General features: G+C 45.1%; 20 protein-coding genes. 9 read left to right on the forward strand and 11 right to left on the reverse strand.

Annotated elements, in window-relative coordinates:
- Positions 1-64 precede the first annotated feature (64 nt).
- On the reverse strand, positions 65-1975 hold the full coding sequence (locus KDM92_RS11555) for a M20/M25/M40 family metallo-hydrolase (RefSeq protein WP_212684569.1): 1911 nt from the start codon (positions 1973-1975) through the stop codon (positions 65-67).
- A 576-nt stretch (positions 1976-2551) separates the two neighbouring features.
- Here KDM92_RS11555 and KDM92_RS11560 point away from each other — a divergent pair.
- Positions 2552-3463 (forward strand): ATP-grasp domain-containing protein, encoded by a 912-nt coding sequence (locus tag KDM92_RS11560; RefSeq protein WP_212684571.1) that lies wholly within the window; start codon positions 2552-2554, stop codon positions 3461-3463.
- A 3-nt stretch (positions 3464-3466) separates the two neighbouring features.
- Here the strand turns inward: KDM92_RS11560 and KDM92_RS11565 are convergent, their stop codons facing one another.
- The 6 genes from KDM92_RS11565 to KDM92_RS11590 all read right to left on the reverse strand — a co-directional run bounded on the left by KDM92_RS11565 (position 3467) and on the right by KDM92_RS11590 (position 11540).
- Entirely contained in the window at positions 3467-3997 is a 531-nt protein-coding gene (locus KDM92_RS11565; protein WP_212684572.1) for a DUF1697 domain-containing protein, read from the reverse strand.
- A gap of 34 nt (positions 3998-4031) precedes the next feature.
- Positions 4032-5606, reverse strand: coding sequence for a DUF3667 domain-containing protein (locus KDM92_RS11570; protein ID WP_212684574.1), 1575 nt, complete (start codon positions 5604-5606; stop codon positions 4032-4034).
- A gap of 163 nt (positions 5607-5769) precedes the next feature.
- On the reverse strand, positions 5770-8598 hold the full coding sequence (locus KDM92_RS11575) for an ATP-binding protein (RefSeq protein WP_212684576.1): 2829 nt from the start codon (positions 8596-8598) through the stop codon (positions 5770-5772).
- A gap of 6 nt (positions 8599-8604) precedes the next feature.
- Positions 8605-9408, reverse strand: a complete 804-nt coding sequence (locus KDM92_RS11580) for a hypothetical protein (RefSeq protein ID WP_230408308.1) — start codon at positions 9406-9408, stop codon at positions 8605-8607.
- 114 nt (positions 9409-9522) lie between these two features.
- Entirely contained in the window at positions 9523-10884 is a 1362-nt protein-coding gene (locus KDM92_RS11585) for a hypothetical protein (RefSeq protein ID WP_212684578.1), read from the reverse strand.
- Positions 10885-11267: 383 nt separating this feature from the next.
- Positions 11268-11540, reverse strand: coding sequence for a hypothetical protein (locus KDM92_RS11590; RefSeq protein ID WP_212684580.1), 273 nt, complete (start codon positions 11538-11540; stop codon positions 11268-11270).
- Positions 11541-11713: 173 nt separating this feature from the next.
- On the opposite strand from KDM92_RS11590, the gene msrA reads away from it, so the two are divergent.
- Positions 11714-12277 (forward strand): peptide-methionine (S)-S-oxide reductase MsrA, encoded by a 564-nt coding sequence (msrA, locus tag KDM92_RS11595; RefSeq protein WP_212684582.1) that lies wholly within the window; start codon positions 11714-11716, stop codon positions 12275-12277.
- Between the two features lie 183 nt (positions 12278-12460).
- On the opposite strand, the gene KDM92_RS11600 is transcribed toward msrA, so the two are convergent.
- Positions 12461-13852, reverse strand: coding sequence for an eCIS core domain-containing protein (locus tag KDM92_RS11600; protein WP_230408309.1), 1392 nt, complete (start codon positions 13850-13852; stop codon positions 12461-12463).
- Positions 13853-14218: 366 nt separating this feature from the next.
- On the opposite strand from KDM92_RS11600, the gene KDM92_RS11605 reads away from it, so the two are divergent.
- The 5 genes from KDM92_RS11605 (at position 14219) to KDM92_RS11625 (ending at position 21618) form a co-directional block, all read left to right on the forward strand.
- Positions 14219-16621 (forward strand): eCIS core domain-containing protein, encoded by a 2403-nt coding sequence (locus KDM92_RS11605; RefSeq protein WP_230408310.1) that lies wholly within the window; start codon positions 14219-14221, stop codon positions 16619-16621.
- Positions 16622-16713: 92 nt separating this feature from the next.
- Positions 16714-17187 carry an FKBP-type peptidyl-prolyl cis-trans isomerase gene (locus tag KDM92_RS11610; RefSeq protein ID WP_212684584.1) on the forward strand — a complete coding sequence of 158 codons (474 nt, stop codon included), beginning with the start codon at positions 16714-16716 and terminating at the stop codon, positions 17185-17187.
- A 376-nt stretch (positions 17188-17563) separates the two neighbouring features.
- Complete coding sequence (locus KDM92_RS18880) at positions 17564-19240, forward strand: methyl-accepting chemotaxis protein (protein ID WP_212684586.1); 1677 nt, start codon at positions 17564-17566, stop codon at positions 19238-19240.
- A gap of 360 nt (positions 19241-19600) precedes the next feature.
- The gene (locus KDM92_RS11620) at positions 19601-20437 is read left to right on the forward strand and encodes a helix-turn-helix domain-containing protein (protein ID WP_212684588.1); all 837 of its coding nucleotides are present in this window, start codon (positions 19601-19603) and stop codon (positions 20435-20437) included.
- A 74-nt stretch (positions 20438-20511) separates the two neighbouring features.
- Positions 20512-21618, forward strand: coding sequence for a serine hydrolase domain-containing protein (locus KDM92_RS11625; protein ID WP_230408311.1), 1107 nt, complete (start codon positions 20512-20514; stop codon positions 21616-21618).
- A gap of 71 nt (positions 21619-21689) precedes the next feature.
- Here KDM92_RS11625 and KDM92_RS11630 read toward each other — a convergent pair whose 3' ends face one another.
- Both KDM92_RS11630 and KDM92_RS11635 read right to left on the reverse strand, forming a co-directional pair.
- Entirely contained in the window at positions 21690-22946 is a 1257-nt protein-coding gene (locus tag KDM92_RS11630; protein ID WP_212684590.1) for an RNA polymerase sigma factor, read from the reverse strand.
- 6 nt (positions 22947-22952) lie between these two features.
- A complete protein-coding gene (locus tag KDM92_RS11635; protein ID WP_212684592.1) occupies positions 22953-23300 on the reverse strand; it encodes a YciI family protein in 348 nt (115 codons plus the stop codon).
- 373 nt (positions 23301-23673) lie between these two features.
- On the opposite strand from KDM92_RS11635, the gene KDM92_RS11640 reads away from it, so the two are divergent.
- Together KDM92_RS11640 and KDM92_RS11645 are read left to right on the forward strand one after the other, a co-directional pair.
- Positions 23674-24090: a BLUF domain-containing protein gene (locus tag KDM92_RS11640; RefSeq protein ID WP_212684593.1), complete on the forward strand. Its 417-nt coding sequence runs from the start codon at positions 23674-23676 to the stop codon at positions 24088-24090.
- A gap of 148 nt (positions 24091-24238) precedes the next feature.
- Positions 24239-24622 (forward strand): VOC family protein, encoded by a 384-nt coding sequence (locus tag KDM92_RS11645; protein WP_212684594.1) that lies wholly within the window; start codon positions 24239-24241, stop codon positions 24620-24622.
- Here the strand turns inward: KDM92_RS11645 and KDM92_RS11650 are convergent.
- Positions 24619-25353, reverse strand: a complete 735-nt coding sequence (locus KDM92_RS11650) for a helix-turn-helix domain-containing protein (RefSeq protein ID WP_212684596.1) — start codon at positions 25351-25353, stop codon at positions 24619-24621. The genes KDM92_RS11645 and KDM92_RS11650 overlap by 4 nt on opposite strands.
- Positions 25354-25359 lie beyond the last annotated feature (6 nt).

A 25359-nucleotide genomic window follows, 5' to 3' on the forward strand; every position in this document is an offset into this window, starting at 1 on the left:
TTTTTACTGCCGACGTCTGCGTGAATATGTGCATCCGCGCAGAAGTTCTAGTATCAATACCTTGTTATTGGATCGTCGCCAACACACTAGCTCCGCTCATAGCTGCATAGGCTTTGATCAATAAATAGTAAGTGCCTGCTTGTGGAGTAGAAATCGTAATGGTTTCGGCATTGGTTGAACCATCGGATTTTTTGTCGTAGACAGTGGTGCTTGGTGCTGCACCAAATTTGGCATAGATATCACCATCACCAGTGCCACCTGACAATTTGAATGTCAGTGAAGTCTTACCCGCTGGAACGGAAATGGTGTAAGTCTTGGTCGCATTTTTCGCTAGACTGCCAACGCTGACTGCAACGCCGCTAGTTAATACATTTCCAGGAGTTATCCCTGTTTGATAGCTAGCCACTAAAGAAGCACCGCTTACGGTAGATGCCGCATTGGTGAGTAAATAATAGGTGCCTGCGCTTGGTGCTGCGATGGTGATGGTTTCTGTGTTTGTTGCACCATCTGATTTTTGTAAGTAAGAAGTGGTGGTCGGTGCGCTGCCGAGTTTGGTATAAATATCCAAGTCACCGCTGCCGCCAGTGGTTTTGAATGTCAAATTGCTGGCACCTGTTGGCACGGCAAAGGTATAAGTTGCTTGCGCATTGGTCGCACCATTGACGGCGACTGCCACATCTTTCGTTAACACCGTCGTAGCTGGCGGCAAACCAGGACCATCGCTACCCAACTCAACCGCAAATGAAGTTGCTAAGCGTCCAAATTTTAAGGCATGATTTGCTTGGCTTCCCATGTTCGCATAAGTATCGCCAGTGCCATGAATGCGTGGATTACTCTCGCTCATCGTAGTTTCAAATGGCATAGAAGTCGCATAGCCTTGGGCATGCCAAGACGCATGATCCGAACAGCCGTAACCGCAGCTGTCGTAACCAATCGTCAAGCTAGGTTGATATGTGCTGATCAAGTTGGCGACGAAGGTGTTTTGGCCTGCATTGGTGTAATCGGTGTACAGATAAATGTCTTTTGCTGAGCCTTTGTAGTTAGTCATATCTAATTGCATGACACCCACCACATTGATGCCGTCCGCTTTAAATTTTCTGGCGATTTCACCTGAGCCTTTTAAGCCGACTTCTTCGGCAGCATAAGCCATGAACTTGATGGTACGGCGTGGTTGGTAATTACTCGCCAACATAACCCGAATTGCTTCAGTCAAACTTGCGATGCCCGATGCATCGTCATCTGCGCCGGGTGCTCTGGTGGTCTCGGTGGTGCCAGCGGTGTTGATGGAATCTTGATGGCCACCAAGTACCACAACTTCTGACGCGTTATCGCTACCTTGGATCGTTAAGATTACTGATTTCTGCGGGAAACCAGTGTGCGTGAACTGTTCTACTGTGACATTGCTACGACCACTAGCAAGTTGTGTCCATTTATCTTTAATCCAATTAGAGCCATTCACCCCACCCGTGGTGGTGTAGTAGCGATTCACGAATGCGGAGAGGTCAACGATGGTTTGACCAATATTACTTGCCTGCATTTGCGTTAATAGTGGGTTCACGATGGTTTGATTGTCGATACTGTACGACGGTGCAATAGCCGCAATCGCTGGCGCAAAGCCATTCGCGGTACTGCTCAATGAATTGAGTCCAGTCGTTTCGCTATCATGCGCGATAAAGCCGCCACAACGTTTGAGTTTGTTATGGATGGCACCGGATAAAGCTTGCATCATCGATTCATTGATCTGAACTAAATGGACGCCTTCACTTTTTGCAAAACCAGCAGAGCCCGCATTGACCATACGGCTTTCTTTGATCACCAGTTTGGGTGAGATTTGTTTTAGCTCATTAAAAGCCGCGTCGCCGATGGTGATCCATACTTTTTTTTCGGCGCTGATTTCCGTGGTACTACCAGTAACGCTGGCTGAAGCGCTGAGGATTAAGCTCAGCATAACGCCAGATAAAATTTTCTTTTGCATCTGTCCCTCCCGGACTTTTTTGATATTGATTTGATGATGGTGATGAGCATGATTGTTTCGACTTAGAGAATGAGCGCTTCATTTCGCCGCATTGATTTGTGGTGTATGAAGTGTCTATATCGATTCGATTTTTTGACAATCAGCAGCGAGTAGAACAGAGAAAGAGATTGACGGAAAGTTATCAGTTGTTTTTTTAGAAAAATCAAATAAGTGATTTTTTCCTATAAACCAAACAAAATTTTGCAAAGGAATCATCTACCCATGAAATCGATACGCGACACTGATATACCTTGATTAATACGAAATTGAGTTGAAAAAAGTAAATGGTATTAATATTTTTTATGTCGTAATGTCCTCAATTCAGCACAATTCATCCTCAAATATGTATGGCGTAGCTTTTGATTGACTCGATGCGTCCGGTAGACTCAGTCTAGTTTTCATCCGTCATTTTTTTGAGTGTTATTGGTGCAAACGCATACTGATAAACTTAAATAGAAGCCGCAATCACGAGATTTTCTGTCTGTAAACCAGCCGCTTTCGGTATCATGTTGCCGATAATCATCATAGGAAATCTTCATGCAAGCGAACTTGGAATCTCAACAATGGTCGTCCCAAACTTCACCACACATCGCTTTGGTGACTAGCGCGGAATTGCCGGATTTATTCGGGGGTGAACAATTATTGCCGGCAGCATTAGCTGCTTTGGGGGCACAGGTATCTATTTGTATTTGGACCGATCCGCAAGTGCAGTGGAAATCCTTTGATGCAGTGATTATTCGTTGTCCTTGGGATTACCATGAAAAGCTGTCTGATTTTTTGACATGGCTAGATCGCCTGCGTGCATTGAAGGTCAAGGTCGTGAATGATTTAGATACTCTTGCATGGAACCTGAATAAAAAATATCTGTTCGAGTTAAGCCAACAGCAGTTAGCTGTGATTCCTAGTTTGTGCGTAATGCCAGATCAACAAGACAGTCTTACAGAATTGATGGCGCGATTAGATAGTTCACAGATCGTCGTCAAACCGGTTCAGTCTGCTGGAGCCTGGCGCACTTTGCGTGTTACTGCGGACAATCTGTTAGAAACCGAGCGTGATTTTTCTATCTGGCGACAACAGCAAGATTTTTTGGTGCAGCCTTTTATGCCAGAGATTATGTCGGAAGGCGAATGGTCTCTGATTTTCTTTGATGGTAAATTCAGTCATGCTTTGCTCAAACGCGCTAAAGCGGGTGACTTCCGTGTGCAGTCTGACCACGGTGGTACGGTGCATGCAGTTGAGGTTTCAGCGCAGATGCAAGCACAAGCACAAACGATTTTGAGTGCCTTAAAGCGAATGCCTTGTTATGCGCGTGTGGATGGCGTATTGCGCGATGGTCAATTTATGTTGATGGAATTAGAGTTGTTAGAGCCAGAATTATTTTTAGAATTAGATCCACAAGCGCCACAGCGTTTTGCGCAAGCGATTATGCGCGCATTGTCTGCGTCATAAACTTTACAATGCCAAGCCAAGTTCGCACAGTTTGCTCACGGTATTGATGTTACGTGCGGTGCCATTCTTCGCCGCAGGGATCAGCAGTTTTGAATTTGCCATCCCTGCGCCGTAATAGATGTAAAGCGCACCATCACCACATACCAGCTCTTCATCACGCTTATTTTTTACTGTATCGATGATTGCCGTGGTGATGGGTTCATCCAAAAATAGACAGACGCTACGATTACCTTCTTTATCGGCAAACGGATTGTCGGCTAGTAGTTTTTGTAGCTGTTGGGGTGTTCGTATGAAAACCCCCACAAACTTACCCGCATAATCGGCCAGTGCTTTTTCTAGTAAGTCTTGGCAAGCCTTCGCACTTAGCTTGCTAGTAAAAATCACATTGCCACTGGCAATATAAGTTTTTACCTGTTGAAACCCAAGCGCCTCACACATGCTAAGCAAATCTTTCATTGGCAATTTGCCAGTACCGCCTACATTGACTGCGCGCAGTAAGGCGATATAGGTATTGCTTGGGCTGGGATTATTCATCTAAGGATCTCTGTTTAAAGCTTAAGCCATCGTTTTAGGCGCTGGCAATAGTAACGACGGCGGCAAATAGCGACAGTGAGATCAGTGCGATAAATAGCAATGCAATCGTGCGCCATAGAGTTGCGAAGGTTCCTAAGCTATACGCATGCCGCAATTGTGCATACATATGTACTGGCGGAACGAATGCGAAGAGTAATGCGGTGATCATTTCAAAGCCAAAGTAACTGAGTATGGAAATCGTACTTAACAAAAGACACATGAAGGACAGTGAATAAAGTGCAAATACCGCGTGATCAAACATCACAAATTTCCGATTGAATGCGAATAGTAACCATAGGAATGGCAAGGTCAGCGGTACTAAAAGGAAAGCCAATCCTGAAGCATTCTTTTTCATCTTATACAGCGTCAACTCAGGATTACTCTTTGCATGGTCGATGAGGTCGGCGACATAGGGAATAGAAGACGAATTTTGAATATCTATATCTGTTCCAATACCTTTTTTTGCCTTCTCACCAGCAGCATTGCTCGCGCTTGCCTTGGTATCAGATGCTGTATCTGGGGACTGGTCGTCGCCATTTTTTATGGCCTTTAAAGCGTCCTCAATTTGTGAGTTTTCTTGTTCTTTAGCTTTATCCTTTTCGCCAGCCGCGATTTGTTTTTTTAAGTATTTCACTTCGCGCTCGGCAAGTTGAATACGCGGATTGATTTCCCACGGCTGTAATTTTTCGATAGGCAGAGTTGCCTTCGATGCGCTATCGTCTTTTGTTTGTTCATTCGCATTTTGAACAGAGCTTGATGCGGCATTTTCTTCAAGGCTTGCGCTAGCGCTACTACTAGCAATAGCACTTACACTTGATGTTGCTTCAGCAGCTACACTCTCTTTTCCTTTCCTTTTCAATTTGAGTTTTGCTTCTCTCAGTAATTTAAGATTGGCTTCAGTAATGGCTAACTCTTTATTGAGCGCTACTAAATCTTTTTTCTTGCCATCGCTTTCATTGAGCACATCTTTTAACTTTCGAATTTCAAATTGTGCATCGCTGATTTCAGATTGTAATTCGAATGCGTCTGCGCCAAACGGCCCTTGTTTTACTTGTTCTGCAAGTTGTTGGTTTAATTTTTCTTCTGCATTGCTTAATTCTTTGACGATCTCCTCACGTGTATTTGGTGAGCTCAGCAGCGCGTTACTGGACTCAGTGGAAGTATATGAAAAAATAAAAAACATCAAGAAGATTAAAAACAAAAACAAGGCGAGTGGTGACACAAAGGATGTGCGTTTACCTTCGATGTATTGCTTGGTCAAATGTCCCGGTCTAAAAATTAAGGCAGGAATAGTGCGCCATGCTTTCGTATCAAAATGCAGAATACCGTGCAAGGCTTCTTCCACCATATGCAATAAAGAACGATGGATGTGCGCAGATTGACCACAGGCATGACAAAACGCTCCTGTGAGTTGAGTACCGCAGTTAGCGCAATCTTTGTTTGCGTGATCATTCTGATCGCTGTGATCGTCCTTATGGCCGCTTGGCGATTTGCCGACTTCTTTACTTAGTTCATCGCTGACGACGATGGCTGTTAAGGCTTCACCTGCACCGCTGAGTTCAATTCCCATGACTTACCTCAATTTGTTGAGCTAGAGATTGTGCCTTATTCAGCTTTGAGTCTCAAGAAAAGCATCGCTGATGATGCAAAAAAAAGCGAATCTGCGCAGAACGCTGATTCGCTTATTTACTCGAATACACTTTAGGTGATGCGCTGGGTAGAGTTTGTATTGATCAAGCTCTAGCGTCTTTGACTTTCTCTACGCGTCTTTGCAATACAAAAATCGGTTGTGCCCATTCAGTGTCTTTCTTTTTCTTACTAGTAATTAGCGTCAATTCAGATGGGTCATAGACATCGGTGTTATGTGTCAATGGGGTTGTCATCAAGTATTGGGCGTCGGTATTTTTTAAGAACTCGCCGACTAATTGAATATTACGAATATCTAAATGCGCAAATGGTTCGTCAATGAAGACAAATCCGCCGGAACCATCTTCTGATTTCAAGAGCCCGATCAAGAGAATCAAGGATTTCATCACCTGTTGGCCCCCCGATGCTTCACCATCGTTCATGCCGATAGGCCCTTTGCCATCAAATTTGAAACGCACGTGTAAGCCTGCTTGCGCCAACATCACATCGTCATTTTCTAGTTTAACGGGATCGGTGTGTACTTCAATGCCCGCCAATTCGCCCAGTTGTTTGATGTTTTTACTGTAGGTCTTAATTGTGTAACGTAGTCGGTCCATGTACGCCGCACGCGCGTTGACAGTCGCTTCCATCGCGCGATTGTTTTGGTAGCGTCGCTCATCAGTTTCTGCTTGGCGGTTTTGCAGCAAATTATTCAGACGTGTGTATTGGTCAACCACCGTAGAGTCAGTCTCCCAGTCATCACGTGCCAAGTTATTGCCTAAACTACGCAAACGTAATTCAACCTGATGGACGTTTTCATGCTCTGCCACCAGTTCTTTGCGATGTGAACTACGCTTCCAATTGAGTGGCAAGGTATGCCAAGTTTCGCGCATACTGCGCAGCGTTTCAAACTGTGCTTTGCGTTCTTCAGCATGACGTTTTTCTGAAATACGTTGTTGAGATTCGGCGTCGGCAATTGCTGCCTTCGCTTGTTCCCACTTGAGGTGAGCGACAGTACGTTGTTCGGTGGCCGCTTTTAGTAGTGGTGCGATTTCACCAAGACGTGTGCCGACTTCGATGCGTTGTTGTTTGAGTGGCTGCGTATTGCGCGACGCTTCCTCAAACTCCGCATGTCGCGCGCTTAATTCCTTGGCGGCATCGACGCCCGCTAGGCGCGCTTTGTATGATGAAATTTCACCGGCTAATTTGCTGATTTTGATCGTTAGTTGATCTTCTTGTGATTGCAGTCGTGGCAGTGCTTTTTGTAGAGCTTCTAGACGCTGGGTACGACCCGCATTACCAAAGCGATAGCGTGACACTTCGACGAACAGAGAGCGCCCACCGCGACGTTCGAAGTGATACGCATCTGGCGTAATCCACTCTTGTGACTTCGGCAGTTTCATGCCGATATCAATACTGTCGACTGTTTCTATGCGTTCTAATTGTTCGATCAACCAAGCGGGTGCTTTGGCATTAAAACTGACGACGGATAATAAACTATCGTCTTTCACTACTGGCGCATTGATGCGATCAGGTACGATGAAGTGGCTGTAGCGTTGTTTTTCCCCGATGCGATAGGCAGCGCTGGCATCACTAGGATTGTCGAGCAGAATGACCGAGGTATAACCGCGCAGCACGCCTTCTACCGCGCCTTGCCATTTGGCATCGGTGACTTCGACGATCTCTGGCAACATGCTGTGCGGGATATTCGCTTCATTCAAGGCACGGCGCATTTGTCGCACGTTTTCTGGATCGGGCAAACTTGCTTTGCCTTGCAAGGCAGAGATGGTTTCCATATCCGCGGCAATCCGTTGACTCAAGGCATCGCGCTCTTGTTTTTGCTGCGCTAGTTCTTCTTCTTTCTTTTCTAACTCATCGGCGATATTCGCAATGTCGGCATCGGCTTCAGCAGCGAGCTTTTGCAAACGCGCTTTTTGTTCGAGCAAGCTTTCTTGTGGTTTGAGCTTGGCATTGACTTGTGCGAGTTTCTCGCGCAGGCTCGATTCTTCGGCTTCTAAAGCGGCTTCTGCTTGTTGTGCTTCGCTATGATTTTTTGCCTGTTGTGCCAGTGCTTGACGACGCTCAGACAGCGCTTCGTCCTGCGCTTTTAAATGACGCTTGCTGGCACGTAATGCCTGACTAGTCGCTGCTGCACGTTCCAAATCTTCGTGATATTGCAGGGTTGGTAAAATCTCTTCCTGCAAGTCACGTTTTTCTTTATTCAAACTTTCCCATTGATGGAAGTTGGCAACCTTTAAACGTAAACCTTCTAGATTGGTTTTGGCACCCTCGAGTTCGGTTTCAAAACGTTGTAGTTCGGATTCGGTATCGCGTTGATGGCGCTTCGCATCATCGTAGGCATCTAATACTTCTTTATCGCCAAATACTTGGAAAACCAGATCAAGCAATTGACGTGGCGCATATTCGCACAGCTTATCGGTTTCTCCTTGTTCCAGTGCCAGCACTTTACCCATCGCAGATGATAAGCCTGCGTGCGACAAACGTTTGCGGTAGGTTTCTACACCCAGCCAATCGCTCGCTTCTTGAATCTCCTCAATTTCAATACGACCGCTACGCATTAGATATTGGCGTTTCCAATCACCGCCATTTTTTTCGATTTTGCACAGTAGTGTCACTTCGTCTTCATACAGACCCGACATACGGAAAGGGCGGTTCGAAATTTGCGGACCGACTGCACTATTATCGACCACAGCGCGTATCCAAGCGGTTTGCTGACCAGAATGACGCGCGTAATGTTTGTAAGAACGTCCCATTGAACATTCCAAACCAAACAAGGTGCGAAGCGCATCCAATAAGGTTGTTTTGCCAGAACCATTTTGACCCGCAATCGTAATGATCTTTGCGTCGAGCGGGATATTCTTAATCCGTTGCCAGTAATCCCAATGAACCAGTTCGAGTGATTTGATATGAAACATGATGGCTTATTCTTTTTCTGTGATGTTAAGTGTAGCGTCGCTGGAATTTAATTCTGAGCTTGTGGCAGAAGTGTCTTGATTTCTTGGCTCGATTGCCTCATTTGGCTCAATCGTCTGAATTGCCTCAGTCGGTCCTTCTGCTTTACTTTCAGTCTGCTCGGCTTCGATTACCGCTGGCGTACGTGGCATAGGAATATGGAAGATATCAGAAAGCGCACCATTGATGATGCGATCTTTTAGTGCATCGGTATCCATCAATAAATCTAACAATGGACCCTCCATAATTAGGTCGGATTTACGTTCAATAAATCCCAAGCGTGCGAGCTGCCCTAGATTCATATCCATGCGTGTTTTCTTACCTAGTTTTTCGCCAAAATCCGCGAGTAGGGTACGGTAAGAAATTCCTATCGATGTATCTTCAGCGCGCGGTAAAGGTTTTTCTTTGCCGAACATATCGTTCTGATCTTCTTGCGCCATTTGATGCGCTTCTTGTCGTTCACGTTTCGGCAAAATAATTAATGACCACAACACGACTAATAAGGCGACGCCATCACGCGCTAAACCAAAATTATTGTTCTGCCAGGTGTCTTTGGTACCAAACACTTTCGATTCGCTATCGCGCGTTAAGGCCAGCGTGACATAGTCGGCATAGACATTATCAACAAACTTCATCCCGCAAGCTTTTAAGCGTGCATCGACATCCGTACGAAAATTCTCATCAGATAATGCGCGCTTAACTAACTTGTCTTCGCGACGTAAGGTCTGGTGTGCCAACAAGCGCGCGATTAGGATTTGTGCATCTTCGTTCATGGAAATTCTCTATCTAAAAAACATTATTGGTAGCAGTGCAGTGTGCAGCGCTGTATTGCAGCCAATCTTTGACAGCTGACACTAATACGATCAAGTGACTACGATTGATCTGCATTAACTTGGATTACTTGGCTCAATTGGCGGCTTTTCCAACGGCACTAAGCTCGCTACGGAAATCGCTGCAACATGCGGATCAGAGACTTTTTGCATCTTATCTTTCGATGAAAATTCCAAAGATAAGCGCGCCAAGGTCGCAGTCGCACCTTGTAATGAAGCTTCGTTCGCATCACCGATTAAAGGCAACAGTGAAGCTCGATAAGAGGCGATCGCAAAACTGGCAGGCAATAAGATCTCTTGCAATGGTTTCGGTTTCTTCGTTTCTGGGTCTAGCGTTTTGCCATCAATTTGGCTGAGCAAATCAAGCCAGTGGTCGAGTTCTAACAAGGCTTCGCTATTGTCGTTGGCAATTGATGGTGCATCTTGACCTGTGGGCAGCACACCAAGCACAGCCGATCCGCGATTGCTGAGTAGTTCGCTCTCTGCCACGTCTATCATCTCTGATGGGGTAATGAAATGTGGCGTTACGGGATGCGATAAAGCGCCGTCGGCAAGTGAGGCCAAGTCTTCGCGCTGTAATAACCACATTTTGATGTCGGTCGTGGATAAACCGGATTGCCCAAGGTGTACACGCTGCCGTTCGATTTGATTCAAAGCGCGTGAGAACATGCCTTGCATATTCAATAGCGCACTTTGGGCACGACCAATTGCCTGCGCGGCGCGATGCGTTGCCGAATCTGCGCGACTATCGTTGGTGATTGCATGAATAATCTGCGAGCCTTTTTCTACCCAATCACAAGCGGTATGCCATTTCTGTTGGGCAGTGCGTAATTGAAACTCCGAGCCAGATGCAATCGCATCAGAGAATTCTTCCGTCAACTCGATCAAGCGACCGAGCAAATGATGTAACTGTTCAACCGAGACGCCACCAACAGCTTGCGCTCCCGCTACTTGCGTCAACATATAGCTGACTTCGGAAGGATCTTCTTGTTGTTCCACTTGAACTAAAGATTCGATTGCCGCCAATACATTGCGTGCCATTGGTGCGATGCGGTACACCGATTGACTCGGGTCCCACACCAATAATCCGGTACTACGCAAGCGGGTCAATACAGTTTCAAGCGCTTCCGGCTCTAAATAGCCTAACTTGGCATTGATGTCAGCGCGGCTGAGCGAAGGCGAATCGACATCGGCCGTCAACTCGCGCAAAACCAGCAGGCGCATCAAAACACTGTTGATGCCGCCGTGAAATAGCGCAGTGAAGGCTTGCAGCATAGGCTGCGCGCGCCGCAAAGGGGCGAGAGCAACAACATCATCGGGAGTTAAGCTGGATTTGAAGTAAGATTTGAGACTTAAATCGTTCTGATCGGATAAATCGTCTTCTATTCTTACTATGGATTCGTCATCAAAATTTTGCATGCCGCATTTTACCTTCTTGAAGGCGGCTTGAGTATTGGCAGAAAAGTACTAAAAAACGATTGTTGTTTTGCGACGACTGGCAAGACTCAATGAGACAAATCCAAGCTTGAAGCAGTTTCATCTGTTTTTGAATTGCTAACTTTTGATGAAATATGCGAGCCGATAAATGCAAATAAGTCAGCTAACAGACATTTGATTCCCCACATGAGCAAAAACCATAGAACAAAATGGTAAAAATTGAGCGAGTCAGTGAGGATATTTGTCAATTTAATTAAGAATTTGGAAATGAAATACGCTAGAAAGCCACTAAAAAAGACGGTCCATGACCAATTTTTGAATGTGAACATGGTATTTTTTCCCTTCTTGCGCATCAGATTTTTGGATTAATGCTGGTTTTTTGGTTGATTGAAAGCTTCGGCAACTATCGCTTTGTTCTTTAGATCTCTTAGATCAATCTGTTTTGCTTGCACTGGCAAAATAATGTCAAATATTTTCGTAACAAACTTCAACATGCCAAGCAATACGAAAAAGAAAACAAGGAAGTAAGTCCAGTTTAATGAAGCTTGATAAAATCCTGTCGTGCCCAGTAAGAAGGCGGAGAAGAATCCGGATAAACCATAAATGCCGACTTCTCGAACAAGGGTTTTGAATTTCATTTTGAGAGCTCGTGGTGTGGTTGATAAGAATTTATGTAATTTGTATTAACTTATCATATCTATACATGATTCAAAATAACAAACTTCCAAATTGTGTGGAGATAGTCGATCAGGGCAGGGTAAGTAAGTCTGTATTGCAGCAGTCAATACAATTTGTGTCATAAGGAACAGTCATGAGTGAACAAACCCAACAAACGCTACAAGCGCAACGAACGGAACAAACCGCAACCCTCGGTGGTGGTTGTTTTTGGTGTACCGAAGCTGTTTTCCAACAAATTCGTGGAATCCATACTGTGGAATCCGGTTATTGCGGTGGGCAAGTGAACAACCCAAGTTATGAACAAATTTGCACCGGTAGCACAGGACATGCGGAAGTGGTGCGTTTAGGGTTTGATCCGGAAGTGATCACCTATGCAGAAATTCTAGAAATCTTTTTTACGATTCACGACCCGACTACGCTTAATCGCCAAGGCGCCGATCAGGGCACACAGTATCGTTCGGTGATTTATTATCATGACGAGCAGCAGAAAAAAGTGGCGCAAGAAGTGATGCAAAAAATGCGTCAGGTTTGGGATGACCCCATCGTTACCGAATTAAGCATGGCGCCGCAGTTTTATTTGGCTGAGACTTACCATCAAAATTATTTCCGCCAACATCCACAACAAGGTTATTGCGCTTTTGTGGTTGCACCGAAAGTAGCGAAAGCGCGCAAGTTGTTTGCTAGTAAATTAGCTTAGATAGTGACGAAAAGCACACAAATTTACATTCTTGTTTGCATGCTGCTACGAGCAAAGCGGCTACAATTATCGTGGCGTATGCGTGATGTTTTATACGTTTTTCGTGTCTTTAGCAAACTTCCCCGTGAACTAGCATTAAGCTTAACTGTCGTTTGATTGAGTGAACTCAGCTGCAGACCTTGATCATCCTCTCGTCCATTTGATATTTGGAATCAAGGTTTTGCTATTATCGTCATTACGTAATTTAACTTCAAAATCCTCTAAGCCACCTACGCTATTTGCTGGGTTGCTGAATCCTGGTGGTTTTTTGGGATTCTTTTCGCGATCAACTTCTTCAGATGAATCATCCATGTCTTCCACATCGTGATAAGCTCCTTTCGATCCATAATCATTTAAATTGGATGTCACCCCGACGTTTAAAAGTTGGTCTCCAGTTTTATTCGTTTTTGGATTCCATTCTTTGATCAAGCAAATAAATCTCGCTTCTGGCGTGTTGATGTTTGCTGCACCATCCACATCGACCCGATAATAGATGCCCTGACCTTGCTTCCACAATTCTAATTTCGCGACGTTTTCGACATAGCCTAAATGTGCAGAATTTGCGCCTTTCGTAATCGGAAATAAATTGTTGCTTAGTGCGCTTCCGCCTAAATTGTCGTTCAAAAGATGACCTTTAACGACGTTGCCACCTTTAATCCCATAACTGTCGCGTATCGTGTTCATCATGTCATCTTGACTGGTGTTCAAATTGGCACTTTGACCACGTATCGGCTGTGCAGGATCTAGCCATGCCTCCATGGTTTTGCCGACCATTTGTGTTTTGTTCTTCGCATACGTGTAGGACTGCGAATAGTTATTAATGGTTGTTTTGAGTTGAGTGGTTTTTGCTGAAGGTGCGTAGACACTTATCTGATTGATTTTATGGAGCTGTGTATGCCCAATGCCTAGAGCCTTTGCTCCCATTACGTCTGCTTCGCTTTCTAAACCCGCATCATCATTGATTGGGATGCCAGATTTCATTTGTGTTGTTGGCTTCACCCTATCTTGTGCCTGTTGCACGATATGCCATGCCTCATGCGGCAAGTGTTGTTCTTGGCCCGGTCCGACATGAATCTCATTTCCTTGCGCGTAAGCGTGGGCGTTGAGTTGCGCTGGTTTATCGGAGTTGTAATGAACTTTGACATGATCCATGCTGATACCAGATAGTGATTCGATTCCGCTCTTTAATTGACGAGGCAAACCAGAACCTGTCGTTGGGCTCAAGTTCGTCTCATCTGATTTTGCTTGCAGCGGTTCTTCATCTTTTACTTTTTGCACGGTAGCTAACATTGCTTGGACAGGCTCTTCCTCGTCGATGCGTTGGATTGTGGACTGTGTCATCAGGTTTTGCATCGCTTTGAGCTGTATTGCGCTTGCGCTAGTTTGGGTCATGTGCTGATAAGCATGCAATTGATGAGTATGTGTGTTGCATGCTTGAGCATTGCTTTGATTCGCTTGGCTATGCTGGTGAAGATGGTTTACATGCGTTTGCAATGCCGTGTGTTCGACTCTTTGAAACAGTGCTTTTGTGCTCATAATAAACCTCGATTACTCAAGAATTGAAAGACCTCAACGCGCTCTATCTATTCAAATTTACCGCAAAATTCATGCCATGAGCGTTTTATTATCATACCTTCAAATTATTGCTAGTTCGACCAGCTCTAAATTTTCCTGAGAACTGGTTTTGTTTACATGTAAATTGAACTTTTACGATCTTCGCACTGTAATAACTTGCAGAACAAGTTGAAGAATTATTGGTTCGATATTAGATATCAAGGACTACTTGAATTTGGATTGATTAAGGCATAATTTTTGCTGAACGTTGATATTAAAACCTTTAATCCTTGATTGAAGAAGCTTCCCTAATCCATTAGCTAAAAGTTTTCGTGTAAGGAGCAGTAAATGAGCGCCGCTGAGCCAATGCAACATCCAGCAATTAGCACTCAGAACATGCAAACCGTTAATCAATCTGATCAGCACTTGGGAGAACCGCGGTTTGATTCTCGAACTCAGAGTTCAGTGCAGCAACATCGACAGCAAATAATGTCTGGTAGCCATAATCTTGTTCAGATGCGAGCTAAGGCTTCTCAGTTGCGAGCAAGCAAGAGTCAACGTCAGTTAATGGCGATACAGGCAAAATTTGTGCAATCAACCAAACTGTCTTCAGACTTGGAAAACCTTGATTCTAACGCTGACTTGGCAAATCACCGACAGTCCTCGATATCAGACGCGTCGCAAAATCAAGTAATAAAAACACAGGATGCTGTAGCGTCAGAAAATATCGAGAGCGATCGTATTTCACCAAGACCTGACTCTTCACGCGGATTGCCAAAGTACCTAAAGATGGGTATCGAATCACTATCAGGTATTTCTATGGATCATGTGCAAGTTCACTATAACTCGGATAGACCCGCACAACTCAATGCTTACGCTTATGCGCAAGGGAGCCAGATCCATCTTGCACATGGCCAAGAGCATCATCTGCCACACGAAGCATGGCACGTAGTACAACAAGCTCAAGGTAGGGTAAAACCAACGATGCAAATGAAAACTGGAGCGTTGATTAATGATGACTCAGGTCTTGAAGCTGAGGCAGACAAAATGGGAATGCAAGCTTCGAATTTGTTAGGCATAAAAAACACTATGCAATTACATAGCAGTCTCCCCAATTTTAGCGCTATGCCGATGCAGTTGTCGTATAAATTTGAGAAGAGGGAATGGGGAGAAGGTAATAGAAAAATGGCACCGAAGTCATTCGAAGAGGAGGGGTCTGATGGTAAGTTTACCCGCGTTGAAGCTGACTCCGAATTGCCGACCGCTTATGGGGTGTTAAGCAGTATATTTGGTAAAAATTTACGAAAGGAAGTGTTTAAAAAGACCAGTATGCTTGCCTCAAACTGTACTCGGCCACATTTGGTCTCAGCAAGTTTGGAGCGTAACGTAAATCGAGACGTTCGAGGCAGTGATGACGCCGCTATAGTCACAGCTATAGGTAATTTAGGCGACGAAGAATTCTTGATTCGGAATGGCCCATCTAAGTTGCGTACTGTAAGTTATCATGGGGGGCATTTTATTGGAAATCAGGTGATGGGTGGGGACATCAGCAACGTTCCTTGGAATGTCGCTCCGCAAGATGCAAATAATAATCAATTTGCTTACAATTTTACGATAGAGAAAATGCTTAGAGATGCGGTTCCAGGAACGCAATACTCCTATGAAGTGAAAGTTTCCTACCGTAGTTTAAATTATCGTGTAAATCAGCAGACACTACTGGATAATAAGATCATAAAAGAACTTGATCCGAAGTTGGCTTGGGAAATTCAAATTCCCGCGCGTATTCCCCAGATTTGGGAGGCGACCGCAACAATGACAAATGACGGCCAGTTTGCCTCGCCGGCAAAAACCGAGGGCACGACATACGACCAACTTTCGCAAGATTTGGAAGGAGAATTAAACGAGAGGAACAAAAGGCATAGTGCGCATTACAAGCTGGATTTTGAAGACGAAGACAAAAACGAGCTAGCATTAGAAGATGTAAAATACGATGCGTCAGCGGTAAAGAAAATCAGTTTCGAGATGCACCAGGTACAACCGTCTGATCTTGAAAGTTCACCGCCTCCGAAAAATTGGGGCGAGAACGTTATGACTGATTTTGGTGAGGTAATGCTTGAGAAAGTAACGGTAGAAAAAGTAGAGAAGTTGTTGAAAGAGATTAGAGATCAATATGAAAAAATTGACTTTACTCAAATGGAAGATGATATTGACATCAAGGATGAGGAATTCTCTAGAACTCTTAATACTTTTCAATTTGGATCAGAAACTAATTTAGATTTCCAGATTCAATGCGCCGACAAAATAATTGGTGAATTTGAGAAATTTAATTACTTTTTACAGCATAAGAATTACTGCCAGAAGTTCAATACCGAACTAGATGAGTTGAATCAACTCAACGAAAAATTGCAAAAAGAAGGAGCAGTTGTTGAGAAGATTGGGATTGAAGACATCAAACTTCTAGACCAAAACGAGTTGCGGCAAAGGAAGCGTACTTTAGAAGCAGTTAATTCATCTATCCAAACACTGCTAGACAAGAAAGCGAATATAAGGATGAAGAGAGACGTCATCATGGAGAATAAGACGGGATTCGAAGACTTTTGTAACAAAATAAAAAAGGAAAGAGTTGTCCGTAAGAGATACTCTAACATCCGTAGTTTTGTCGGCAAAAGAGGACAACTAGAAAAATCTGATTTAATGTCAATTGAGAGTAGGATCTTAGAAATCAAGCCATCTGGAATAGTGTTTAAGTAAGTTCCCACAATTTACTTGGCTCTTCAGTCGCCGAGTACGCAACAGTAGGTTAAGATGTTAGCTTTCCACATTATTGAACTGAATACAGCATCATGACTATACAAAAAGACAGTGCAGTGACTATCCGCCTCACGGTAGTTGACGGCAAAGGTAAAGTACTAGAAAGCGGTAAAACACCGGTCGCGTATTTGCACGGATATGACAATCTCTTACCAAAAATTGAAGTAGCACTACAAGGTCAAGAGGTTGGTTTTAAATTGGCTATGAATTTGTCGCCAGAAGATGCCTTCGGTGTACGTGATGAAAGCTTGCTCAGAACGATTTCTAAAAAAGATTTCCCGCCTGGTATCAAGGTTGGCGGCATGATGGAAGGCTACAGCGAGACAGGTGAACAGATGGTGTACACCGTGCTGAAGATTAAAGGTGATCAAGTCATGTTAGATGGTAACCATCCGCTCGCTGGCAGCTCTCTAAAAGTGAATGTGCAAGTGTTAGATATCCGCGCCGCTACTGCAGAAGAAATCGCACATGGTCACGTACACGGCGAACACGGCCACCATCACTAATCTTTGCCATTTTATTTAGTAAGATATTTTGAGCACCATGGATGATTTTTCATGGTGCTTTTTTATTGGCTCACTTACAAATAAGCGCTTGTAATTGAGTTCGTCACGTTGAATTTGATCAAATCAAATATTGCTGTGCGCCAATGCAACTCAGGAGAGTACTTTTTTTGATTTTGCGCAAGGTTTCGATATCCAATCATCAGGAACTGACATTTTTTAACAATTCATTTTAGGGTTCTCAATATACTTCCGATCCAAGAAGGCCAGCTTTTTAGAAAAAATTTTTGAGAAGAAGTTTTGTTATTTCACACTGTATTTTTCTAAAGCTAGCGATCTGTCACATCCACAAGATTGATTACGAAGTAGAGAGCTTCAAATGCGTCAGAATTTACCGGTCACGCAAGTTGAGTATGTCTTGCACGAATCAGAAACCATCGTCTCCAAAACAGATTTGCACGGCAATATCACTTATGCGAATGACGACTTTATTCGTATCAGCGGCTACACAGAATCCGAGCTCATCGGTGCACCTCAAAATATACTGCGACACCCAGATATGCCAGCAGAAGCTTTTGCTGACTTATGGCACACAATTCAAGCCGGAAAATCCTGGACCGGTTTAGTAAAAAATCGCTGCAAAAATGGTGATTTTTATTGGGTCGAAGCGACCGCGGCGCCACTCATTAAAGACGCAAAAGTGGTGGGTTATACTTCGATTCGCGTGAAGCCTTCTCGACAACAAATCAATGCTGCCGAAACCGCATATCGTGCCATTAAAAACGGTGATCATCGCTTGCAGATTCATGAAGGTGCAGCGATACCACGTCGTCGTTGGAGCCCATTGCAATGGCATGCACAGCTGCCTATTTCGACACGCTTATTAAGCTTCGTTGTGTTGATGGCTCTGCTTAATGCAGCGATTGCGTGGTCTAGCTATAGCGGTAGAGTGAGTGGCAGCAGTGATTTACTAGGATTCACTTTGGCGATGTGCGGCATGGTGATGGCTATTACCTTTGGACTTAATTGCTATCAATCGATTATCCCACCTTTGCAGCAAGCCGCCAGCGACATCGCTGTGATGAGTGCCGGTGATTTATCTGGAAAAATTCAATCGCATGGCGAAAATGAAATCGGTCAAATGACGCAATCCTTGCGGGTATTACAAACTAATATTAAATTATTGGTAGGACAAATCAAGCAAGCTACCGAACAAGTTAGTCAAGGTGCCAATGAAATCGCGATCGGCAATCACGATTTATCAGCACGTACAGAAACCCAAGCCAGTTCACTAGAAGAGACCGCATCATCGATTGAAGAACTTACATCTACTGTGAAACAAAATGCGGATAACGCGCATAAGGCAACCGATATCGTGGTGGAAACCGCTGCCTTTGCAGATAAAGGGGGGCAAGTCGTAGCGAATGTCGTGCAGACGATGGGATCGATCAAAGAGAGTTCAGCAAAAATTGCCGATATCATCGGAGTGATTGATGGCATCGCTTTTCAAACCAATATTCTCGCCCTAAATGCCGCAGTCGAAGCCGCCAGAGCCGGTGAGCAAGGACGCGGCTTCGCGGTGGTAGCCTCAGAAGTCCGTGCGCTAGCGCAGCGCAGTGCAAATGCTGCGAAGGAAATCAAAACATTGATTAACGATTCAGTAGAAAAAGTCAGCTTGGGTAGCCAACAAGTTGATGAGGCGGGCAAAAACATGACTGAGATTGTCAATGATGTAAAACGCGCGGCCGAAGTCATGCGCGACATCACCATCGCAAGCCATGAACAAAGTGCCGGCATCGATCTGATCAATCAAGCAATGACGCAAATGGACGATATGACACAACAAAATGCCGCCTTGGTGGAACAAGCTGCGGCAGCAGCAGACAGCATGAAAATGCAAGCAATAGGCTTAAGTGAGTTGGTGAATACCTTTAAATTAATCAAAGGAAATCAAGTCGCCACGACACGAAGTTCAAGTATCCACTTGCATAGTGTTAGCCCCGAACAAACGCTTGTTGTCGCGCGTAGCCAAGTCCAAGTAAAGCGGCTGGCTTAAAGGTTGATCTTAGTTGCAGCGTCGTTGCTGAGTCATTGCCGAGCCATTGCTAACTTACTGCTGACTTATCGCTGGCTCGTTGACGAGCTTGAGCCATGTCGACGTGACAAGCGATGATGCAAAGCCAAGCAAGCAGATGATTCTGAGCAGTCCAAGCAACGTTCATTTTGATTAACTTGGCAACTTGTGTACTAGCCTAACCACTTCTCTACAAGCTCTCACTCCCAAATTACGCAGCCTAGCCATCGAATTTGCCATTTGATCTGAATCAGATCGAATGGGTTTGCGTTTGTCTTTAAGATCGTGATTTTCATTCAGACTTCGAATGATCGTGTTTTCAAGATGCTTGGGGATGTGGGCATGATAAATAAACTTGCGACAGGGCAGTATTACGGTACAAATGCATTTGATCGCCGTTTTTCGCGTATTGGATTGAGTTATTTACAGGCGACGGTGCCTGAGTATGATGTGAGAGAGCATAGTCATGCTGGAGCACATATCGTGTTGGCGACGCGCGGGCGGTATTTGACTTCGGCTGCTGGACCTCAACGTGAGGGGCCAGTATTAGTTTTTAATCCACCTGACGTGGTTCATCGTGATCGCTTTGCGGGTGATGGTGGTTGGTTCTTTGCGATTAGTTTTGAGGCAGAAGAGTCGCGAGAACTCTATGAGCAAATCAAGCTGCCTGATTTCGCACTTCGTTATCATGACCCACTCGTCATGAAACAAGCGTTTGGATTGCTCAAAGCAGCTTCTTCGCTTGACGCGCTTAAGCTTGATTTGGAAGCGCTTAGTTTGAATGTGTTAAGTAGCATTTATACGAAAATTCCCTTGTCCAATAACCCGCCACCGTGGTTGAAACGTGCGCAAGAAATGATCGCTGATTTATCGGATCAAGACTTGGGCATCGCTGATATTGCGAATGCGATTGGTGTACATCGTGTCTACTTGGCACGTCAGTATCTGCGTCATCTTGGCTGTACGCCGGGCGATGATTTACGTCGGCGTCGCGTCGAGCGTGCCACTCAACTGATGATGACTAGCGATCAAACCCTAAGTGATATCGCGCTGAGTTGTGGATTCTGTGATCAAAGTCATTTAAATCGAGCATTCATGCAGCAGTGGGGATTGACACCGACCAGTTTCACCAAGCTCAGTGACCAAAAAGCTGGTTTCAAATATCCAAGACTGCATTGATTTCTTCGTTCAAGATTGAGCTTATTCAAACGAATAAATGAACGATGTAGCGAACTAACGAATGGAGATTTGATATGAAACGACAACCTGCCTTCGGATTTGCGATCTGCGCGATGCTATGGAATAGCTATGCAATAGCGCATCCTCAAAATGACAAAAGTGATTGGGTGAAAGCATCACCCGCAACGCAAAAATTAGATGCTACAAAACTGGCGGCGATGGACGAAGCGATTAAGAAGGGGACATTTCAGCAGATAACGAGTGTCTTGATCGCTCGACGCGGTCAACTCGTTTATGAGTCATATTATGATGACGCTGGTGTAGAAGCGCTGCGTAATACCCGTTCTGCGACCAAGACGGTTACTGGAATGCTGGCAGGAGCAGCAATTGATCGCGCTCACATGAAACTCTCGACACCTATCCTTAGTCTATTAAAGCCCAAACAAGCATTAGAAAATCCAGATCCGCGCAAGGCAAAAATTACGGTGGAAGATTTATTGACCATGAGTTCGATGATGGAATGTGATGATCAAAATCAGTTCTCTCGTGGCAATGAAGAGCGCATGTATTTGATTGAGGATTGGGTCAAGTTTTACCTCGATTTGCCGATCAAGGGCTTTCCTGCCTGGATTCCAAAACCTGCTGACTCTCCTTATGGTCGCTCGTTTAGTTATTGTACGGCTGGGTCCACCACCTTAGGCGCAGTAGTGCAAAGCGCGAGCAAAATGCCGTTACAGGATTTCGCAAAAAAAGCGCTGTTTGCTTCTTTGGGCATCACGAAAGCGGAGTGGCAATTTTCTCCTTTAGGCTTAGCACAAGGCGGTGGTGGCTTGGGCTTGCGTAGCCGTGATCTTTTGAAACTCGGACAGTTGCTCGCCAATGGTGGAACATGGCAGGGACAGCAAGTGTTGCCAGCGGCGTGGGTGAAGGCTTCAGTGTCACCGCAAGCGCAGGTTGATGAAGGGCGTAATTACGGCTATTTGCTATGGTTGTATCCGTACAGCGCAAAAGGCGTGAAGCATCATTCGTATCAAATGGCTGGCTCCGGAGGGAATAAAGTTGTGGTTTTTCCTGATCTTGATATGGTGGCGCTGGTGACAACGACCAACTATGGCGTACGCAATCCGCATCAGATCACCGATAAACTGATTGCTGAGCACATTCTTGGCGCGCTTGAATAAAATAAAGGAATGAATAAAGAGATCCTTGGTCGCTCAGAATGCAGCATTGGCTTGAGGAAAATGAAATGACACTAACTCATTTGCCTCAAGCGTTTCTGTAAAAAACCACGAGCTATCTGATTAGTACATAGGCCGATAGCTTGTTGGTAGGCGTGTTTTGCGGCATCACGATTGCCACATCGCTCATGTAAATGCGCGCTGGCTGCCCAGTAAGGTTGGTAGTTGTTTAGACGCTCTTTCAATTCTGTGTTGTTACTTAGTTGCTCTAATTGGGCGAGGGCGATTTGTGGCTCTATGATTTCTGCCAGCGCCACGGCATGATTGATCGCCACTACGGGTGAATCGGTCAGTCGGTAGAGTTGCGCATAAAGTTTGTTGATAGCGTGCCAGTCCGCTTTGCCTCGGTGTATGCGGACCGTGTGGGCGGATTGAATCGCTGCTTCAATTTGAAAACGTCCAGATCTTTGCATGCTACTGGCATGACGTAGGTAATGTTCTGCTTGTTCGATTTTTTTGAGATCCCATAATTGGCAATTTTGCTCTTGCAGCGGTACGTAATTGCCATCCATATCTTGCCGTGCTGCGTGCCGTGATTCGGCATAAAGCATTAAGGCGAACAAACCAAAAACTTCAGGTTCTTGCGGTGCTAGTTCGCTTAATAGTTGCGTCAGCCAAAGTGCTTCTTCGGCCAGATTACCGTGTTGAATATCTCCATCGCTGCTTTGTGACCATGCAGTGGTGTAGATGCTATAGATCGCATCGAGTACGGCATCCAAGCCATCGCGAATCGCACTTTGATCGGGAATGTTGAAACGTATGCCCGCCACGCGGATTTTGTGTTTGGCGCGAACTAAGCGTTGCGCCATACTGCTAGGTGCAATTAAAAATGCCGATGCAATGCTGGCGGCATCAAAGCCCAATAGAGTTTGCAGCATCAGTGGTGCGCGTATGTTGCGATCGATTGCTGGATGCGTACAGGCGAACATCAATGCCAGCCTTTGGTCAGGTATCGCGAGCGGATCGCATTCGATGACCGCTTCGTCAAACAGATAACTCAATTCTTCTTGATGCTGATGTTGAGTTTTTGCGCTTCGTGCCAGATCGATTAATTGACGACGTGCGACAGTAAATAACCAAGCTTCGGGATTGCTTGGGGTGCCTTGCTCTGGCCAGTTTTTTAATGCAATCTCAAATGCTGTGGCAAGCGCGTCTTCGGCACTTGCCAAATCACCAGAGCGAGCGGATAGCATCGCCAGCAAACGACCATAACTACGCCGTACTAAGGCTTCAATTAAGCGCGGATCACTATGGTCGTTTTGTTTTTGCATAACGTTTTACATCGGCCAAATTGGGCGCACCTCGATAGAACCAATATGCGCACTAGGGCAGCGTGCAGCCCAGCTGATCGCTGTATCAAGATCCGGTACATCAATAATATAAAGGCCGCCTAATTGTTCTTTGGTATCGGCATAAGGGCCGTCGAGTATTTGGGTTTTGCCATCGCGGATGCTGACTGTGGTGGCAGTAGTAGATTCTCGTAGTCGCTCGCCGCCGACCAAGACGCCTGCTTCTATCATCGCGTTGGTGTAGGGGCCATAGGAAGCGATGATTTCGCCCAGAGCATGTTGATCCATGGCGGCTTCGACCGCCTCGCTGGTGGCGATGAGTAGCATGTATTGCATGGTGTTCTCCTAAAAATAATCAAAAAATCAAGCTAAGTAGGAAGCTGGCTTGGCTTGCAATCGCGCTTATGTTCAAGATGTTTAAGCCTTGTGTGCGAGTGCACTAGATCAATCTTTGCCAGTTTCAAAACGATGACGTTTGAACCAAGTGTAAATCGACATGCAACTGCATTTTATGTCGAAAATAATTTTGAAACGCCTCAGTTTCTTCAATTAAAGGCACTTTCGTCGCTGTTTTTGTCACGAAAATTTGCTTGTATGCGTTTCGGCAGGCGTGAACATAACTCTCTATAATCGGTGACATTATGTCGTTATGTGGTGGTTTATCCTTTATCCGATTTTCTATTGTGATCTTTGAAAGCATTGAACAATTATGATGATCCGTTTAATTTATGCCAGCCGTGCAGTGAATTTGGGACCTGCCGACGTTAAAGATATTTTGGCGAGTTCGCGTAAGAATAATCAGCAACTTGCCGTCACTGGCGCACTTAGTTTGTCGAACGGTATTTTCTTGCAATGCTTGGAGGGTGAACGCTCGGCAGTGAACGCGCTTTATCATCATATTTTGAAAGATAAGCGACATAACAAACCGGAGGTGCTGGTACTGGAGGAAATCACGCAGCGCCAATTTACTGGTTGGAATATGGGCTTGATCGCCGCTACCACTGAGAATGCCGCACTGTTCCTCAAATATTCTTCCACAGCGGAATTTGATCCGTTTCGTATGTCAGCCGCTGCATTGAAAGAGTTTTTTGCTGAGGTAATCAGTAGCGCACGTTGGTTGAGTTAATGTAGACTATAAAATCACCCTAAAAAACTAGCGCGTGTCGCTAGTTTTTTGTTTTTGGCGGTTTTATTCAAGACAGCAATCGCGTTCGACTTTATGATGAGTCTGCGTAACCACCGAAAACATTTCTTATTTTATGAACGGAGTAATGATGCAATTTGCCTACACAATTCTTTATGTGAATGATGTCAAACAAAGCTTGGCGTTTTATGAAAAGGCTTTTGGTATGCGGACTCGATTTCTGCACGAGAGTGGTGATTATGGCGAATTGGAAACTGGCGGCACAGCACTTGCGTTTTCGTCACGCGCTTTGATGCGCCAATTGGGAAAAGAAGTCAGTAACTCTGATCCGCATCATCCTAGTTTTGAGATTGCCCTAGTGAGTGAAGACGTTGCGGCAGCGGTGCGCACGGCTGTTGATGCTGGCGCTACACTGATGCAAGCGCCAAAAGAAATGCCTTGGGGCCAAACGATTGCTTATGTCGCAGATCTTGATGGTGTCTTGGTAGAAATTTGTACCTCGATGCAGGCCTAGGCATAACCATCTGCCATGATTAATTCTTGGTAGATGGGAGAGCGTAGCATGGTGCTCGGACTGCATCCAAACCAACGTTGGAACTCGCGACATAAATGTGCTTGATCGGCATAGGCAAAATCGGCAGCGAGTTCCGCCAAATTCATACGATTACCCTTATCCTGATTTAAATTCATGCGCGCTAGCAAGGCTTGTGCAGCTTGTCTGGCGCGTGCCAGACTCCGCCAATAAGTTGGTGAGCGCCCAGTTTTCTGGATCAGCCATCGTTGCAAACTACGTTCTGATACGCCTAGTTCACGTGCGGAATCCGGCACGCTGTGACGTGTTTTCAGGCTATCTAATGCATCCACAATTTGGGTGTCAAGGTCGAATGCGTCATCCAATACTTGCAAGATTTGCGCAGTATGGTGTTGTGGATCTATTGGGAATTGCGTTGTTAAATTATCGAGGCGCTCTATCAATTTTGTTGATCTTGCATGCGCTTGATTGAAACTCGCTGCCGGGTGTAGTCGCCATCCAAAGTAGCTATCCCCTCGATCACTCTCAACATAACGTGCGCCGTCATCGAGTGGGCTCAGCATGTGTAAAGACGTGCCTTGATGATTCGATCGAATAATAAAATCGCGGCAGCCATCTGGCAGCACCAGCATACGTGTTGCCGTATCGGTGGTGTGCTGCCACACACTTAACACCGTATTTGGTAATCGCTGAGATTCATCGCAGTTGGGCATAGCTAA

Origin of the sequence: Affinundibacterium baiyunense (genome assembly GCF_018139645.1) — a bacterium.
Classification (GTDB): domain Bacteria; phylum Pseudomonadota; class Gammaproteobacteria; order Burkholderiales; family Burkholderiaceae_D; genus Undibacterium; species Undibacterium baiyunense.